Here is an 18,481-nt window from a genome sequence, read left to right on the forward strand (position 1 = left end):
GCGATTGGTCCTGTCAGGATAAATTTCAATAAGGTAAAAACGAAAATATTTCTTGAATTTTTCATAAGAGGGATTGTGAAAGAGCTATTTTATGGGTGTGCTTTGTAAAGTTGAACAAAGTCGAAGCCTTTTCTATCTGCTATTGATAAGATACTTCGACTCTGCTAAATATGACAATTTGATATTTGAGACTACTTTTTTATAAGTTTTTAGCTTTCAGACGCATCAGAGCTTCAATATAATAGTAATCAGCATAATTTAAAGGAACGTCTATTTCGTTTCCATGAGGAATACTGCCAACACTATGCATTAGTATGAAGTTACCATTCTCACCCTGTTTTGCAGTATAATTATCTGTAGCCAGAGAATTTAAAATATGCTGCGCATTTTGCAAATATCGGCCTCCTGTATAATCGCTTAATTCTATTAATGCAGAGGCTAAAATAGCTGCAGAGGAAGCATCTCTAGGCTCGTTAGGAATTTTTGGAGCGTTAAAATCCCAATATGGGACACCGTCTTTAGGATAGTTCGGATGATTTAAAATGAAATTGGCAATTTTCTCAGCAAAATCCAGATATTTCTTGTCTTTGGTATATCTATAGCACATGGTATATCCATATAAAGCCCAGGATTGTCCACGAGCCCATGCACTTTCATCTGCAAAACCCTGCGCTGTTACACGATGGGCAATTTCCCCTGTTTGCGGATCATAATCTACAACATGATAAGAGCTTCCATCTGGTCTGAAATGATTTTTCATGGTTGTGTTGGCATGCTGAATAGCAATTTCTTTATAGATATTATCATTGGTAAGTTCAGCTACTTCAAATAGCATTTCGAGATTCATCAGATTATCTATGATGACAGGGAATTTCCAACCTCTTTCTGCTTGCCAATTCCCAACCACATCCCAACTTTGAATACAGCCTACATTTTTGTTGAAACGTGTGATTAATGACCTGGAAGCATCAATCAAAACTTGTTTGTATTGGTCTTCGCCAGTTATTCTGTAAGCTTTACCAAAAGAGTTGTTGAAGATAAAGCCAAGATCGTGGTCGTTGGTTAAATCTTTATGCTGTTTGTACAAATCCTGAATGGCAATGGCTGCTTCTTTCCACTTTTCATCTTTTGTCCTCTCGTACTGCATCCAGCAAGTGCCGGGGAAGAAACCTTCTGTCCAATCGTAGGGCGATTCGACCCAACGTACACTTCCATCTGTATGGATACTTCTTGGGTTTTTCTGTTCTCTCATGGAAAGTACACGTAATTCTGTAAGCTGTTTTTCACTTTTCTCTAATGTTAGAGCAGTATCTGTCTGGGATTTGCAGCTAAAAAGAGCGAACGGCACTAATAATAAACTTGACTTGATAATGTTCATTGTATTTGTTTTGATATTTACTTTTTTAATTGATGCACAACTGGATTCTATAAAGAATCGATTTATTGTTTGATTATTTTTTTGGTGATTAATGTATTGTCTTTAGTCGTGATATGCGCGATATACAGTCCAGGCGCTAATGTTTGTAAGTCAATCTTCGAAGAATTTGTAATCACTTTGTCCAATACGCATACTCCTAAAGAATTGAAAATCTTCAGGGTGTTGTGACCGTCATTTAGATTCGCAATAAATAGATCTGTTGTTACCGGATTTGGATAGATTATTACTTCTTGAGATTTTCCCTCTAATAGCGGTTTTTTCGAAATATCCATTAAGGCACCTTCGCCTTCAGAAGTTATTTTAAAGACTAATTTGTTTATCCTAAAACTTCCTGTTCCGCCGATATTGAAAACTGACGCCATGTCATAATCCGTTACCCCGCCAGTTATTCTAATATCTAAATCTTCAACATTCACTAAGCCAGTACCCGATGAGAGGATAATATCAGCAGCAGAAGATGTTCCACCAAACGAAATCTTTTTTGCAGTGTCTTTTCGGTTAACAATTATGCCCGACCTGGATCCAGTTACGAAGTTTACGCCAACTTTAGCTAATTGCAAGGTAACAGACGCAGGCAGGTAAGAAGCATCAAATCCAAATCTAAAACCTTCGTTAGAATCTATTCCATTGCTATCACCACCCCGTATGCCTAATTCACCATTAGCACTTCTGTCTATTCCTGCAGGCATTAACATGGCACCATAATTAGTCCCGCTGGATGTATTGGTCGTTGCCATTCCGTACCATCTAAAGAAAAACTTATTATTCAGGGCGTTAGCGACGTTTGTATTTCCATAAACATTCCATGCGTATTCTGTGGAAATGCCACCTATGCTAACATCACCGGAATGGTCGACATGGAATTCGGAAGCATCGTAGTAAAACGTGTTTCCTTCTAATCCAGTGTTTGGGTTAGGCAGCTCCAAAAGAATATAATTGACAGGTTCTGTAGAGCCAGGAGTAACTTCTGGGCCATCAGTAAGTTTTACCGTAAATGTGACTATTTCATTAGCCGGAATAGTTGCTGTAAATCCAACCATTACGCTCCCATCATTTTTCCTTTCGTAAGTTGCTGACGGAAAATAGCTTACGGGATCTGTAGATCTGTTACTGGCTAAAACAAAGGAAACGGCAGAATTGGATGAAATGACTTCTAAAAACGCTGTTTTTCCACCCTGAGTTAGCTTTAATTTAGAAGAACTTACACTTTCTACCAGCGCAGTGGTTGCCATGTTCCAATATAAGTTTATGGCCTGATTGCCATTATCGACATAGTCTTTGATTTCTAAAAGAGAATCGTTAACCAGGTAAATACTTCTGTTTATGGCATCTACCTCATTGTTTAGCCCAATCAGGCTTTTTAAATCAATCTTGGCGCCTCTTTTTGCTGAAGTATCGTAGATCTCAGTAATAGAAGCATTGCCGTTCACTTTGTGCTTTTGCCACGCAGTTTCTGTAGTTTTTTTAATAGATAAAGTATTGTGGCTGATATTGCTAATCCGAAATATATTCCATCTGTTTGATGACTGGGAAAAATCATTTTGAGCACCAGAAGGTGTTATATTGGCATTAATAGCATCATAATCTTCTTTACCAAAGTCTACAGCCCATCTTACCCCTTGAGAATCGTAAACAAATGACCCTCCATCCATATGGGCATGACTATAGGTTGGTGTACCGCCTTTTACTCCGATATATTTCCCCGTAGAACCTTGCCAGCTTGTACGTACCAAAGCAACAGGTTGTGTACCGTAGCCGTTCCACACTTTTTGTGTGGGAGGAGTAAGGTTATTCATATTTACATCTTTACCATAAATCATGGCAATAGGTAAAAACCTGGCATCTTCGGAGTAGTCGCTGGTATATCTGCCGTTTTGCATCAGTTCCTTTTCCATTGTAAGAATAGAAGGATCATTTAATTTTTTTGCCATCCATAAAGTGGCAGGCAGGGGAGTCCGTTTTTCGGTGCAATCACTATAATTGAAATAAAGAGATGACGGTCCTGTGATGTATTGCATATACCTTGCAGATTCTAAGAATCCGGGAGTAAAAGTTAGTCGTTTGAAACCTTCGTGATTTTGCCCGAATATGCCTTCCAATGCAGATAAAAGGAGGACTTCATAAGTGGTTCCGTAAGACCAGTACATTGCACCTTCCTGATAGTTCCCATTGGCATAAGCATCCATGGAGTTAGGGTTTTTTACCAAAATATTGTTTAATATATACTTAGCTTCGGTATCCATTTGTGTGGTCCCGTCTCCTAAAATTGCCCAAGCACCAAATGCAAGTCCGCCAATACAAACCTGGTTCCAGTTGGAAGTATAATCCCAAAAAGGTTTTGTCTTTTGAGTCAAAAAAGCATAGTTTAATATCTTTTCTCTTGCTTTTTGCCGGGTAGTTGCCGATAAATTGTCATACAGCCAATCATAGCCAATAGAAACAGCGAAACACATTTCAGCTACGTCCAATGAGTAAGTTACCCAATCAGGGAAATTACAAACTGTATTCATAACCTGTTCGGCTTTTGTAGCGTATGGCGTATTTCCGGTCATTCTATAGGCATAAGACAAGAAGAAAATTTGTTTAATAGCAGATCTGGCAGTTTCTAACATTCTGCCGTTTACCGGATTATAAGTTAAAGAAGGTTCGCTTAAAAATGATGTAGCTTGTGATATAATATAAGAATGTATGGCGCTGAATTCTGAAGATTGCGTTATCAGTGTATTGATATTTGCTTCCTGTCCTTGCTTTAATAATAACCTTGGATGAGCAATATTAGTGACAGAAGCAGTGTTAAAGATATTGGTTAATACTTTTAGTTCAACTGCTGTAATTCTAAAGCCGCTTGCAACAGCTGAATTGTTAAATATTGATACTAAAGAATTGTTTACCTGACCTCCGGTGACATAAAGATTGAAAGATGAAACGTCTATAGTTCCTGCACCACTGGTAAGTTGATGGGTAATACCTGGCGAACCGGCATTTCCAAAAATGATTTTTCGTAAAGGGTTTAACCTGCTAACAATAATACCGGTTTCGTTGGTTGCATTTAAATCTGTTACTGCTATTTTAGTGATCTGAATAGCTGCGGTTGGATTAATATTGCTAAGGTCTAATCCGAAGTAGAAACCTTCATTAGGGTCAATGCCGTTGCTTATTCCACCTCGTATTCCCAGTGGTCCTGCCGCTGCTCTGTCTATACCGCCGGCTGAAATCATCTTCCCAAAATCGTTGCCGGCTGTAGTTCTTACACTAGACATTCCGCCAAAAGTTATAGCGAAAGTTTTTCCTAATGCACCTGTGGGAGTAACAGTAGAAGCAGATACACTCCAATCATCATAACTGTTGCTGTTATAGTAAGAAACAACTCCTGCAGAATTGATTTGTAAGGTAGAAGAATCTGTGTATCTATCGTCTCCCTCTGTTCCTCCTGGCAATGGTGTTAAGGTTATAACGTTTTGCGCATAGCCAGATGTCGATAATACTAATAAGACACAACTTATTAATAATAATCGTGTTTTTTCGAAATGGTGAATAATTGTTTTCATTTATATAGGTTAATTGGTGTGCATTGTTTAATTCTTATCCAACATTTCATTTAATAAGTTTTCCATTCTCATCAGTTCTTTGCTGTACTTCTCAGAATTCGCGAGGTTTTTAGTGTCTATTCTGCTGTCTTTATGATCATATAGCTCTTTATCTATAATAAGCTTAGGATTTTCATAAGACTGCCAGCGGGTAAATCTGTAGCGTCCGTCAGTAATGGAGTACCCCATGACCTCCTGTTTCGTTTTATTGGTATCTATAAATTTCCCTCTTGGATATTGGCTCATTGCAACATGTTTCACAATAGCTTTTGGGTTTTCAAGAATGGGAACAAGACTTTTTCCCTGCAGATGACCTGGTTTTTGAATACCTGATAGATCGCATAAAGTAGGGTAAACATCTACAAGTTCTGCCAGAGATTCAGAAGTTTTGCCCTTTGGAAAATCCGGCGCACTAATAATTAATGGAGAACGGGTGTCCAATTCTGAATTAGAGTGTTTAGACCACATTCCATATTCACCTAGTTTCCATCCGTGATCTCCCCAAAGTACAATTATGGTATTTTCTTTTAGGCCTGATTTTTCCAGCGCATTTAGCAATTTGCCAATTTGCGCATCCACCATGCTTACAGAAGCATAATACCCATGAATAAGATTACGGGAAAGCTCGTTCGGTAAATAACCTTCGCTTTTATATTGTTCGATTCCATGATATTTTTGTAACTCACCAGACCATCTGACGAAAGCATACTTCGAAGTTCCTTCAGGTTCAGTTTTCTTGGGGACTATGATATCATCAGGGTTATATAAGTCCCAGTATTTAGCTGGAGCTACAAATGGTAAATGTGGAAGTTTAAACCCAACTGCTAAAAAGAAAGGCTTGTCCTGTTTTTTTAATGCCTGAATCCGCTTTGTAGCCATATCTGCGATAACAGCATCGACCATTTGCTCTTCAGGAGCATTAGATTTATAGTAAGGCAGTAGCTTATCATTTATTTTTGGTAGACTGGATTCCAACCGTATTGTATCTCCACGTTTAACCCTTTTTAAGTTATTTATGCTTTCTGTGATATTCCATGATGGGACAGACCATGATAAATCGTCGTCCTGATTGCCATGTCCGGTATGGTATATTTTACCCACTGTTTCAGAAATGTAACCATTGTTCTTAAACTGTTGAGGTAGTGTTACAACATCAGGAACGGTTTTTCTGAAAAAGGTCCCCAGATCATAAATCTTCATGGCATCGGGGCGCAGTCCAGTCATGATGCTGTTCCTTGAAGGGGCACAAACAGCCTGTTGACAATAAGCATTCTTAAAAAGTAATCCTTGTTTTGCTAACCTGTCAATATTAGGAGTTTTCATATATGAAGCTCCATAGCAATTTAACTCTGGTCGTAAATCATCAATAGCAATAAACAGAATATTCTTCTTTTTAGTAGAGATATTGTTTTGTTGCGCTTTAAGACCTGTTGAAAAGAATAAGCAAATCGCTAATATACATGATGCTGAAAATTCAGGAATATTAGTTCTCATCGTTTAAAATTTACAATTGGTTTAAGTTGCCAATGTAGAATAATTAGGTTGTATGCAACGGGGGTAAATTATCTAAATGAAAGGTGTAGAATGTCTGCTGTAATATTTGCTTCTATGCAAAAAAGCAGTCTATATTAGAGGCAAAACTCGAATAAATGAATTTGGTATATATTCAAAATGCCCCCTTAATTAAGACATTTTTCCCCCCATTCAACATTGTCCGTTTTTTGATATTTGTTTTGCAACAGCCGGTAAAGCTGCCAAGACAATTATAAAACCATAAAAGCTATAACCAAAAGCTTTTGCCTTTTAAACGATTGAATATGAAACATAGAAAGTTACTTTTATTGCTGCTTTATTGTTTTGCAGCAGCTTCCTGTAAGGAATCTCTCAAATCAGATTTAAATAATCCAAGGAATCCCTCGGATTTAAAATATACAGGTATTGCAGGTGCCAGAGAAGGTAAGGGAGTTACTACTGCTGCTCCTACAGTTCAAACCGGAGGCCTTACTCCAAAATTTGAATTAGTTAGTATAACTAAAGCAGATGGTACTTTGCTGGACGAGTCTTACCTGCAATACGTAACTATTGGCACAAGTTCATCGGTAGAGATACCGGTAAATCCTGATTTAGGTCTGGTAGACGAAAACGGAAATCCTTTAGAATCTGTCAGTGCAGTGAATACTGCCAGTAATGGGATAATATATATAGCTGCGGGACATAACTTTGCTGTTGGCGATTATTATTTTAACATTAAAGTTACTACAGCGCATGAAGGAAAAGAATATTCAACAGTTTTCGACAAGGCTTTCCATCTTAATATTGCACCACTTTTACCAACCAATTTAATCTATTCTCCAAAAAATCAGAATCTGGTATACGGAGATCCTAACGACAAAACAAGTGCGCCTATTATGCCAAATGCCAATCCGGAGGTCTATTTTGAGCTGGCTAACTACACGAATAAATTAACTATAGATAGACAAACCGGAGTTATTTCACTTGCCCCTAATTATGTGTATACGGAACGGGAAACGTTGAATCCTACTATAAAAGTGGTAAGTAATATCAGTGGCGAGGTAGTGTCTTTTGAAAATAAACTGACTACCATTATCACAGACCAGCCAGAAGAGATGCCTGTAGAAACAATCTATACTTTCTACCCTACGCTAAATGTAAATGCTGCATTTCCGAGTGGAGGTACAGGCTATACAGTACAAACAGATATTGCTGGTGTGTCAACAAGAATCTGGGGAAATAGAACCAATTCAGTTGCTTCTTATTTAGTTGCGCCTGCAGAAAGGCCCGTTATTAATACGGGACAAACTATTATAGAGACCTGTACCTTCTCATCGTCGGCAGTTACTAAACCTGTAAGCACATGGATGGTAACCAGTACTCAGGATCTCACTCCATACCAATACGGATACAAGTTGTCTTTTAATTACTATTATATGCCGGCTTATCAAACTTACATGTCAGATGGACGTACGCCGACAGATTTGGAAGTTTATATATCAACAGATTATACAGGTGGCGATATACAGGACGCAAATGGGAACTGGTTAAACGGGACATGGACAAAAGTAAATGCGAGTATGCGATGTCAGCGTTCCGAAGGTGTTAGTGGAAGTAACTCTATAGGTGCTCCATGGGGTGCAGAGTTTATAGGAACGCCTTATCCTGGCGATCAGAAAGGCACAGATCCTGATGGTAGGAAGAAACCAGCTACAACTTTTTATGGCAAATGGGTAAAATGTGCTTATGATATTAGTACTTCCCAACTATCTAAAAACTTTACAGTGGCATTTAAAGTGGCTTCTTATTTCCAAGGAGACCTGCTGAATAATGCAACAGCGCCTGGCAGAGGAGGTTCTTATTTCATTTCAGACTTTTATTATAAAGCAGAAGAACCAAAAAATTGATAATTAAACTTACTCTTCATTTATCAATAGATGAAGAGTAAGCCAGCGGATAAGGAAATTAATTCCACTCATTGTCCCGAAGAAATCAGTAAAATCAGAAAATTTAAACCTGGAAGCCCACAGTTTTAGTGAGGATAATTTTTAGAAATATGAAATTAATCAAATTATTAGCGTTCTTATTCTTTATTTCCACATTGCCGGCTCTTGCACAACAGAGCGTTAAAGGCAATGTTAAAGATGCTGGGGGAATACCTCTTGCTGGAGTAAATATTACAGTGAAAGGTACTACCAGAGGAACGACAACCAATGCCGACGGAAATTATATAGTTAATAATGTAAAACCATCTGATATTTTGGTATTCTCTTATCTAGGATTCCAGACATTGGAAAAGCTAGTAGTAGAGCAGCAAACAATTAATGTCACCCTTAAAATGGATGATGTTAAACTGGGAGAAGTTGTAGTTATTGGATACGATGTAGTAAGGAAAGAAGATCTTACCGGCGCTGTGTCTGTAATAGATCCAAAGGAATTGGCAGCCACCCCAACAGCTAATTTTGACCAGGCTTTGGCAGGTAGAGTTGCAGGTGTGCAGGTAACTTCCAGCGATGGGACGCCCGGAAGCCCGCTTAACATTGTTATCAGGGGAGGTAACTCTATTACTGGCGACAATTCTCCTTTATATGTTGTTGACGGAGTGCCTCTGGAAGATTTTGATCCATCCAGTATTAATACCCGCGACATTAAAAGTTTCGATATTTTAAAGGATGCCTCTGCAACCGCTATCTATGGTTCGCGTGGAGCAAACGGAGTAGTTGTAATTACTACTATAGGAGGTCGTAATGATGGCAAAACGGATATCAATATAGGTTCTTCGTCATGGTTTCAAACAATACCAAACAAACTGGATGTAATGAACCCGTATGAATATGTAAAATATCAACAGGCTCTGGCATATGCAAATGATAGCTATTCCCCTTCACAAAATGTGATGATGTTTAATAGCAGATGGATTGATCCGGAATTGTATAAAAATGAAAAAGGAATCAATTGGCAAGACGAAATTTTTCAGACTGGATATACCAGTAATCACACCGCTTCTTTGAGAGCCGGAAATAAAAAGACTACATTATTCTATAGTGGAAACTACCTTAAACAGGAAGGCACACTAATTACAACAGACTTTAAGAAAATCAATAACCGGCTAAAATTCACCCATAAAGTAATAGATAATTTTGAATTGAATGGTCAGGTAGAATATAGTTATATCAATTATAATGGGATGGAAGTTTCCGGAAATACACGTAATAGCGTTATAAGAGATGCTGTTTCATTTAGACCGGTACATCCGGTAAACTGGAGTGCCGATGATGAGAGCGCACTAGTAGATCAGGACCCTTATCTTTACGATCCGGTAAAGACTTTGAGGAATACCGAGCGTAAGCGTGTTGATGATGTACTTTCTGGAACATTGGGCTTTAACTATAAATTCCTGAAAAAGTTTGATCTTAATGTAAGCGGAAACTATAGAACATCCATTATAGAAAATACTATTTTCCATAAAGCAGAAACTCAGGAAGCGACCAGAACGAACAGAGGAATAAATGGTACCATAACAGATAGAAGGTATAACACTTTTTCAACATCAAATACTTTAAGATATAAAGATCAAAAAGATAAACATAACTATACTGCTCTTGTTGGATTTGAAGCGCAATCAAGAATATATGAATTTTCTGAATTGAGGAATACCAATTTGCCAACAGATCAGTTTGGTATATATAATCTGGGCATTGCTACAACAGCAACCATAGCTCAGACCGCACATTCTCAGAACTCATTATTATCGTTTTTTGGCAGGTTAAATTATACCTATAACGATCGCTATCTGGCGACTGTCAATTTCAGGGCAGACGGTTCTTCTAAGTTCAGAAAAGAAAATAGGTGGGGTTATTTTCCATCCTTTTCATTTGCATGGAGAATTTCTGAGGAGGACTTTGTCAAATCAATTGATGCAGTTTCTGATTTAAAATTGAGAGCAGGTTGGGGCGTAACAGGAAATAATCGTATTGGAGATTTTGATGCATATAATCTGTTTTCTGTTAATTCGTCAAGCGGATATATTTTGGGAGAAGGTCAAAGTTTCTCGCCCGGTGCTTACCAAAGCAATATGGCAGTGCCTGATTTACGTTGGGAAACTACTGCACAGACAAACATTGGTTTAGATTTGGAACTGTCTAAAAGATTTAACGTTACAGTAGACTATTACAATAAAAACACTAAAGATTTATTATTGAATGCTGATATGGCCTTGAGTACCGGGTTTGATAGAGTACAGCAAAATGTTGGAGAGGTTTCTAATAGGGGTGCCGAGTTTACCTTTGCTTCCCAGAACATAAGAAAGAAAAATTTTAGCTGGAGTACTAATTTTAACATTGCATTTAATAAAACCAAAACCATTAAATTAAACAGCGGACAGGAGCAGATTCTAACCGATCCGCAATGGGATTTACAATTTATGCAAACCGAGTATCAATATATTACAAGAGTTGGTCAGCCGGTTGGTATGATGTATGGTTTCGAGTTTGACGGAATCTATCAGGTAGATGATTTTGTATTGAATAACGGTTCTTATCAATTGAAAGAAGGAGTGCCTTCTTACCGTACAGTAATGCGACCGGGCATGGTAAAGTTCAAAGATTTGAATAACGATGGTGTAATTGATCAGACCGATAGGACAATCATCGGAAATCCGTACCCTAAACATACTGGCGGTTTGTTCAATAATTTCAGATATAAATCTTTCGATTTTCAGTTCCTGTTACAATGGGCTTATGATTTTGATATCCTAAACGGAAATAAATCAGAGTTTGGAAGTATCTATCAACAGGGCAGAAATGGCTTGACTTCATTGTCTGATATCTGGACACCAACAAATACGGAAACAAATATTGGTGGAATGAGATATGATGGTGTGAATTTGTTAACCCCTTTCGGTTATAAATTGGATTCACGTCATATAGATGATGGATCTTACCTGAAACTAAAAACAGCCGTTCTGGGATATAATTTACCAACTCAATTATTGAAAAAGCTTAAATTGAAAAAATGTAGATTGTCTGTATCTGCACAAAATCTGTATACATGGACGAAATATGAAGGATATGATCCGGATGTGTCTGTTGGCAGATATGGAGCTTTAACTCCAAGATTAGATTATTCTGCATATCCACAAAGCGTAACCATATCTGGAGGAATAGATATTACATTTTAAAAGAAGCGTTCGCACTTAAAATAATTACAATGAAAAAAGAAAATATATATATCACAGCAGCTCTTTTGGTAATTTTTACATTAACAGGCTGTAATAAATTTTTAGAGTTAAATCCTAAATCTTCTTGGAAAGACGAATCTTTTTATTCCTCTAAAGAAGAGGCAACTTTGGCTTTATCGGGTATTTATAGTCAACTGGCAAAAGAAGACCTGTACGGATATAAATTCAATGTAACATTAGAAGCTGGAACAGATGAGACTTATACCAATGACCCCTCGCCGAATTGGAATGCGGCAAAATATGCATATACCTCTTCTAATGATGAAATAAAAAATACATGGTTACGATTTTATACCTGTATACAATTGGTCAATCAGTTTGAGAAAAATTTAAAAGCAGATTTATTTACTGCCGAGCAGTATAATAACCTTTTGGCTAAAGCCCGTTTTATAAGAGCATTTGCGTATTTCAATCTTGCAAACTGGTTTGGGCCGGTTCCTTTAAGATTAACCCCCAGCTCTTCGCAAGAAGATAATGACTTTCCTCCGTCTCCTGTATTAGATGTTTACAAACAGGTAGAAAAAGATTATTTATTTGCCGCAGAACATCTAAACCATGCCAAAGATGCAGGTTATGTACCAGGCGAGCCAAATAAAATGGCTGCACATGGTTTGCTTGCCCGCCTTTATTTAAAAATGGGTGGTTTCCAGCCGTACCTGTCAGACAACGAGGCAGATTGTTATTTCGAAAATCGCCAACAGTATTTTGACAAGGCAAAAGAACAATGTGAAATTATTATAACCGATGGTTGGCATAGTATTGTGCCTTATGCTGTAGATAACAAAAGCTATAGAAACCATTTCTTGAGTTACCTGCAAGACAGATACGATTTAAAAGAATCGTTATTTGAAATTTCATTCGGAAATTTGTATAGTATGGGGATAAATGTGAGCGGAAGATTGGGAAATATTAATGGAGTAGAATTTGTTGGAACATCAAATATACCAAGAGGTTTTGCCAATATAAATGTTGCGTTACCTGTATATGAAAACTATTCTCAGGAAGACACCAGAAGAGAATGGAATATTGCCGGATACCGTAATAAATATACATCTTCAACACAGGCTTATACCATGAGCTATATTTTCAACAATCCGTTGCATTTTGAATATGGCATAGGGAAATTCAGAAGATGGGAGCCTGAAAACATAGAAGAACTTAAAACAAAGGGAAGCATAGCGAATGCCAAGTATACCATTCTTAACAATACACCAGGTTCTGACGTAGATCCCAATTTCACCAGTATTAATTTTCCCGTTTTAAGATACTCGGATGTATTATTGATGCATGCAGAAGCGATTATTGGCGGAAGATTTGGAACTACCGATGCAAATCCTGCGGCAGTAAGTAGCCTTAATATTGTAAGAGAAAGAGCAGGCTTAGACCCTTATACAGGAAGTTTAGCGCATAACGATTTTTTTAACGAACTTGTAAACGAAAGACTAAGAGAACTTTGTTTTGAAGGACTTCGTAAACAGGATTTGATAAGATGGAACCTGCTAAAGGACAAATTAGATGAGACTAATGCGGCGATTAAAGGTCATGCTCTTTTCTCAGCAAATGATCAATATCATCAGACCTATTTAGAGCCAGGAAATAATTTTGATAAGTCCAAGCACTTACTTTTGCCTTATCCATTACAGGAAACATTAATAAACAAAAGTCTTAGTCCGAGATTGGGTTGGTAATTTTATGAAGAAAAACTTAGATAAATGAAAGCTAAAGCATTAAAGAAACAAAAGATACAGGATATTATAAAGCATGTTTCGGTAATATGTATTTTGATGTGTTGTTTTCATGTAAATGCACAAAACGCAGCCACCGCACATTCATATGATTATTCGAAAATAGCTGGACATCCCAGGCTCCTTTTAAGTAAAGGAGAAGAACAAGATATAAAATCAGCTGTCCAAAGAAATCCTGAATTTAAAAAAGTAGACGCGTATATTATACAAGTAGCTGATAAATTGCTTTCCGAACAACCATTAGTATTTAAAAAAGAAGGTAAAAGATTATTGGCAGTATCCAGAAAAGCACTTACAAGACTTTATTACCTGTCTTATAGCTACCGGATAACGGGTGATGTTAAATATTTGGAGAGGGCAGAAAAAGAATTAAATGCGGTTTGTGCATTTGAAAGCTGGAATCCATCACACTTTTTAGATGTAGGAGAAATGTGTATGGCTGTATCTATTGCTTACGACTGGTTGTATGATGGTTTAAAAGAAACTACCAGAAAAAATATACGTAAAGCAATTGTAGAAAAGGCTTTTGCACCCTCATATATTAAAGAATATGCTTGGTTTCTGGAAAGGCACAACAACTGGAACTCGGTTTGTAATGCCGGATTAGTCTATGGTGCATTAGCTATTTTTGAAGACGAAAAAGAACAATCCATTGCTATCATAGAACGGGCTCTTAAATCCAACCTACTACCGCTAAAAGCTTATGCTCCAGGTGGTAACTATCCGGAAGGACCGGGTTATTGGAATTACGGTACATCATTTCAGGTAATGTTATTCGCTGCTTTAGAAAGTGCTTTGGGGTCAGATAAGGGCTTGTCAAAATCTCCGGGCTTTATGGAGTCGGCCTACTATATGGTTTTTTCTACAGGAACATCAGGCAGATATTTCAACTACTATGACTGTGGAGTATTTGCAGAAGCCAGCTCTTCTATGTTCTGGTTTGCAAATAAGTTGAATGACCCATCCTTGATATATTTAGAGATTCCCTTAATTAATAAAGGAGGATACACAAGAGTAGACAAATCAGATGCAGAGCGGCTTTTACCCAATACGCTTGTTTTTGGTAAGAACTTAACATTATCCAAAATAAAGGCACCTGAAAAGCGGACATTTACCGGTCATGGTATTACACCGGTGTCTATAGTGCGTGCCAGCTGGGAAACGGGGAAAGGTCAGTATTTAGGAATTAAAGGCGGAAAAGCCTATGATGCCCATGGACATATGGATCAGGGGACCTTTGTTTACGATGTTGGCAATTTAAGATGGGCGATGGATTTTGGACTGCAAAGTTATATTACGTTGGAATCTCAAGGGGTAGATCTGTGGAATATGGAGCAAAATTCTCAGAGATGGGATATTTTCAGATATAATAATCTGAATCATAATACGCTAACAATCAATAACCAGCGACATAACGTACAGGGAAGGGCAGAGATTTTAGAGACTTTTGATAATAAAAAAGAAGCAGGTGCTAAAGTAAATCTCAAACCGGTGCTAAATCTTAGCGAAGAGTTGAAAACGGCAACCAGAAAGGCTGTAATCGTAGAAGAATCTTATCTTAAAATAGAAGATTTTATAGAGACTAATGCTAAACCTGTGGATTTAAGGTGGAATATGGTGACACCGGCATCAGCAGAGATTGTTGATAAAAATACCATTAAACTCTCTCAGCAAGGAAAAACTATGCTTTTGAAATTCAGTGCAGATTTCCCATTTAAAGTGGTGATAAGACCTTCAGAAAATCCCAAAGACTATAAATGTGAATTTGGTAATTATAAGTACGGAGACTACAACCAACCAAATAAGGGAACTGTAATGGTAGGGTTCGACTCGAAAATTCCAGCCAACAAGGCCGGTAAATTTACAGTAAGTTTTATAGAGGGAAAACAAGAATCATTATTAAAGAAAAACACAATCATTCTGGATGCCCCAAATCCGAGTACAGCTTCAGAAGGTGATCAGGTTTTTCAGGATATTTCGTCAATAGGAATCAATGAGTCAGGTGTTTTATTCCCGCTTGAAACCCCCGATTGGATTCCATACGGAGAAACAGATATTAAAAGCTTGATCAATAAGTCTTTCAAGTTTCGGATTGATGCTAAAAGAATTACTCCTTCCGGGATAGTTAATGCCGGGATAGACAGGTCTTCAAACGGACAATTGGGAGTTAGGGGTGGTGAAAGTACTGGTATTGATAAAAACGAAGGCTATCTGTTAAGTCTGGATTTAACGGGATTGGATTCGTCTGTACAATTCGAGCTCACAAAGATTGCATTTACTTTTTTAGATGCAGGAGAATCTTGTACCATCGTTAATCGCCAAAACCCAGGCAAGATGCTTGTCTATACAGGAAATGATAATAGTAAAGTGCAGGAAGTTAAAATAACAACAAATCATAAACAAAAATTTCTCGATGTGACTAGCCTGGGTATAAACTTAAAAGGCGGTATAAATCAAAGTGAATTTTTATCTCTCTTTAATACTAGCGAAAAAGGAGGTTTTAGGGTAGCAGGTTTTGAGTTTTTAGTAAAAGAAAAATAATAGAATTGATAAGGTCAGGTTGGGCACACATCGTTTTGATGTGTGCTTTTTTATGATTGCTTATTGATTTAATTATAGAAATTTAAATGCGAAGTGTATACTAATAAATACACTTTTTTAGTGTAAAACGTATTAAATCTATTGATATATAGTGTTTTATGGATTGGTTCGTTTCTTGGATTTTATAAATAGAATTAAAATTTAAGATTATGAAAACGAGAAGATTTAAAAAATACGAAATGAAAAGATCCATAAATTATAACTTGAATCTTTATAGTATCATGTTCCTCTTATTTTTGGTTACATTGATTATCAATTCTTGTAATCAATAAGTATGGGGTCATGCTTACTAACTTCCTTAAGTTCAATATCGTTCTACCGTTAACCTGGGATCAAACTCCTTTCGCAACTGGTATTGTTATTCTGTTGCCTTTCTGCGCTTTCTCGATTTAAATATCACATAAACAAAACCTAAAACACCCAATAGCAAAAACGGGTAAACAACAATATCCGCATGCTTAGTGTAAAAGGTCAATTCAGAATTCAGATTTATTTCCTGACTAATAACTGCGGGCTTCCACCACTCGGTTTTTTTGACAATATCACCACGCTGATTAATAAAAGCTGAAATTCCGGTGTTTGCCGATCTTGCAACCCAACGCCTGTTTTCTATAGCTCTTAATCTTGCGTAATGCAAGTGCTGGTCTTTTCCGGTAGTATTTCCCCACCATCCATCGTTAGTTACTACAGCAATAAATTGAGCTTCGTTTTTAATGTATTCCGCAATCCAGTTGCCCCAGATAGATTCATAACAAATGGCAGCAGCAACGCCAATCCCGCTTTTTGCATACAAAACGGTAGGATGATCCTGATAACCATAACCTCCTGTTGTCCCACCAAATTTGGCAAATATGGGTTTCATAAATGCCAAAGCAGATGCAAAAGGGAGCTTCTCTACACCAGGAACTAATTTCGATTTATGATGGAATTGTATCTTTCCGGAATTCTCTATGGCCAATGCAGTATTAAAACTGTCCCAGTATGTATTACTGTTTCTGTCGAATCTGGCCGAAGGTGTAGCCTCGTCCTGATAAGTTTGAAATGTTTCTGCACCGGTAATTAATGTAGCATTCGGATAATTGGAAAGAAAACGCTGTATGGTATGAAAAATACGGGTATCTCTGATTTCCTTTTCGTTTAAATATTCAGGAATAGCGGTCTCTGGCCAGATAATAAATTCTGTGTTGAACTTTGAAGAATCTTTGCTTAGCTGTATCAGATTATCTAATTGTTGTAAAGCAGAACCTGAATATTTTTGGTAAGGGTCTACATTGGGTTGTACCACAACAATGTGCGAAGGATTTTCTTGTTCTGCATAATTACTATAGGTATAAACAGAATAGGATATAGGTAAAATAATCCAAATTGCAAGCGCAGGAATAAGTTTTAACTTATCCGGATTTTTATACCGGATCGATTTCCAGATATTGAAAAGCAAGATGTTGCTCATTAAAATCCATAATGTTCCGCCATATATGCCAGTGTATTCGTACCATTGTATTAATTGTGGCATGGTTGCAAATCCATTCCCTAAAGTCATCCAGGGGAAGTTCAGATCCCAGGTTTGATGAAGATATTCATAACTACACCAGAATCCAACCAATAAAATATCAGCTATATACGGTTTTGTAATAGTTTTAGCTTTGTAATACAAATAAAAGCTAAGGGTCATTAATAAAGCACCCAAAATGTAAGCAACAATAGAACCTTCAGGAGAAGCATTCCATATCCAATAAATACAGGCAGTATTCCAAGTCAGAAAACAAAGTCCTGCGACGCCAAAAACCTTTCTGCCCTTATTTTTCCAATTACTTTGGAAAATGTTTTCTATGGCTATCAATAAAGGTAAGAATCCAAAAAGCAAAATTGGTGATGTGTAAGGGGTAGGAGGCCAGGCCAGCCAAAGTAATATGGAAGATATTAGCGCGTATAAAATATTTTTTGTCATGTTTATTACTAAAGGCAAAGTTATAGCGTATGTTATTTGTTCCAGGAATTTTTGAAAGAGCTAAGTTCTATAAATACTCCTTAAGTAATTCTTTTATTTCTTTGTCTGAAATGTTAGCTTTTTCACTCTTATTATAAATTGTAAGCAAGATTACACTTGATTGTATTACTCTTACAAAAGTAATAATCCTTGCTCCGCCAGATTTGCCTTTACCTTTAGATGCTATAGAAAGTCGTATTTTGTAAATGTCATGGCCTAAAGGGATACCTTGTACCGGATTAGCCTCTAATTCAACGAAAAGTTTAGCCAGGTCAGTTTTCAACGAGGTGTATTTTTTCGCTAGCTGTTTCGCTCCTTTTATAAAAGCGGGTGCAAGTTCAACTTTATAATTCATCAAGGAAACTATTGGCA

General features: G+C 37.2%; 9 protein-coding genes. 4 read left to right on the forward strand and 5 right to left on the reverse strand.

The window, feature by feature from the left end; translation table 11 throughout:
• Positions 1-199: 199 nt before the first annotated feature.
• The 3 genes from ABWO41_RS05365 to ABWO41_RS05375 all read right to left on the reverse strand — a co-directional run bounded on the left by ABWO41_RS05365 (position 200) and on the right by ABWO41_RS05375 (position 6,519).
• Positions 200-1,378: a glycoside hydrolase family 88 protein gene (locus tag ABWO41_RS05365; protein WP_353134589.1), complete on the reverse strand. Its 1,179-nt coding sequence runs from the start codon at positions 1,376-1,378 to the stop codon at positions 200-202.
• A gap of 62 nt (positions 1,379-1,440) precedes the next feature.
• The gene (locus tag ABWO41_RS05370) at positions 1,441-4,986 is read right to left on the reverse strand and encodes a T9SS type A sorting domain-containing protein (protein WP_353134592.1); all 3,546 of its coding nucleotides are present in this window, start codon (positions 4,984-4,986) and stop codon (positions 1,441-1,443) included.
• A gap of 27 nt (positions 4,987-5,013) precedes the next feature.
• Positions 5,014-6,519, reverse strand: coding sequence for a sulfatase (locus ABWO41_RS05375; RefSeq protein ID WP_353134594.1), 1,506 nt, complete (start codon positions 6,517-6,519; stop codon positions 5,014-5,016).
• A 323-nt stretch (positions 6,520-6,842) separates the two neighbouring features.
• On the opposite strand from ABWO41_RS05375, the gene ABWO41_RS05380 reads away from it, so the two are divergent.
• From ABWO41_RS05380 to ABWO41_RS05395, 4 genes are all read left to right on the forward strand, one after another.
• Positions 6,843-8,444, forward strand: coding sequence for a surface glycan-binding family protein (locus tag ABWO41_RS05380; protein WP_353134597.1), 1,602 nt, complete (start codon positions 6,843-6,845; stop codon positions 8,442-8,444).
• A gap of 149 nt (positions 8,445-8,593) precedes the next feature.
• Positions 8,594-11,716: a SusC/RagA family TonB-linked outer membrane protein gene (locus ABWO41_RS05385; RefSeq protein ID WP_353134600.1), complete on the forward strand. Its 3,123-nt coding sequence runs from the start codon at positions 8,594-8,596 to the stop codon at positions 11,714-11,716.
• 29 nt (positions 11,717-11,745) lie between these two features.
• Complete coding sequence (locus tag ABWO41_RS05390; protein WP_353134603.1) at positions 11,746-13,464, forward strand: RagB/SusD family nutrient uptake outer membrane protein; 1,719 nt, start codon at positions 11,746-11,748, stop codon at positions 13,462-13,464.
• A 24-nt stretch (positions 13,465-13,488) separates the two neighbouring features.
• On the forward strand, positions 13,489-16,062 hold the full coding sequence (locus tag ABWO41_RS05395; RefSeq protein WP_353134606.1) for a heparinase II/III domain-containing protein: 2,574 nt from the start codon (positions 13,489-13,491) through the stop codon (positions 16,060-16,062).
• 418 nt (positions 16,063-16,480) lie between these two features.
• Here the strand turns inward: ABWO41_RS05395 and lnt are convergent, their stop codons facing one another.
• Positions 16,481-18,070 carry an apolipoprotein N-acyltransferase gene (gene lnt / locus ABWO41_RS05400; protein WP_353134609.1) on the reverse strand — a complete coding sequence of 530 codons (1,590 nt, stop codon included), beginning with the start codon at positions 18,068-18,070 and terminating at the stop codon, positions 16,481-16,483.
• A gap of 67 nt (positions 18,071-18,137) precedes the next feature.
• A partial coding sequence (locus ABWO41_RS05405) for a type II toxin-antitoxin system RelE/ParE family toxin (RefSeq protein ID WP_353134612.1) occupies positions 18,138-18,481 on the reverse strand: 344 nt, incomplete at its 5' end.

It is taken from the genome of Pseudopedobacter sp. (genome assembly GCF_040392825.1).
Lineage (GTDB): Bacteria > Bacteroidota > Bacteroidia > Sphingobacteriales > Sphingobacteriaceae > Pseudopedobacter.

What these genes read in the sequence shown, in the direction of transcription:
- ABWO41_RS05365 (WP_353134589.1), bottom strand. Translation starts at nt 1,378, where the DNA reads ATGAACATTATCAAGTCAAGTTTATTATTAGTGCCGTTCGCTCTTTTT.
- ABWO41_RS05370 (WP_353134592.1), bottom strand. Translation starts at nt 4,986, where the DNA reads ATGAAAACAATTATTCACCATTTCGAAAAAACACGATTATTATTAATA.
- ABWO41_RS05375 (WP_353134594.1), bottom strand. Translation starts at nt 6,519, where the DNA reads ATGAGAACTAATATTCCTGAATTTTCAGCATCATGTATATTAGCGATT.
- ABWO41_RS05380 (WP_353134597.1), top strand. Translation starts at nt 6,843, where the DNA reads ATGAAACATAGAAAGTTACTTTTATTGCTGCTTTATTGTTTTGCAGCA.
- ABWO41_RS05385 (WP_353134600.1), top strand. Translation starts at nt 8,594, where the DNA reads ATGAAATTAATCAAATTATTAGCGTTCTTATTCTTTATTTCCACATTG.
- ABWO41_RS05390 (WP_353134603.1), top strand. Translation starts at nt 11,746, where the DNA reads ATGAAAAAAGAAAATATATATATCACAGCAGCTCTTTTGGTAATTTTT.
- ABWO41_RS05395 (WP_353134606.1), top strand. Translation starts at nt 13,489, where the DNA reads ATGAAAGCTAAAGCATTAAAGAAACAAAAGATACAGGATATTATAAAG.
- lnt (WP_353134609.1), bottom strand. Translation starts at nt 18,070, where the DNA reads ATGACAAAAAATATTTTATACGCGCTAATATCTTCCATATTACTTTGG.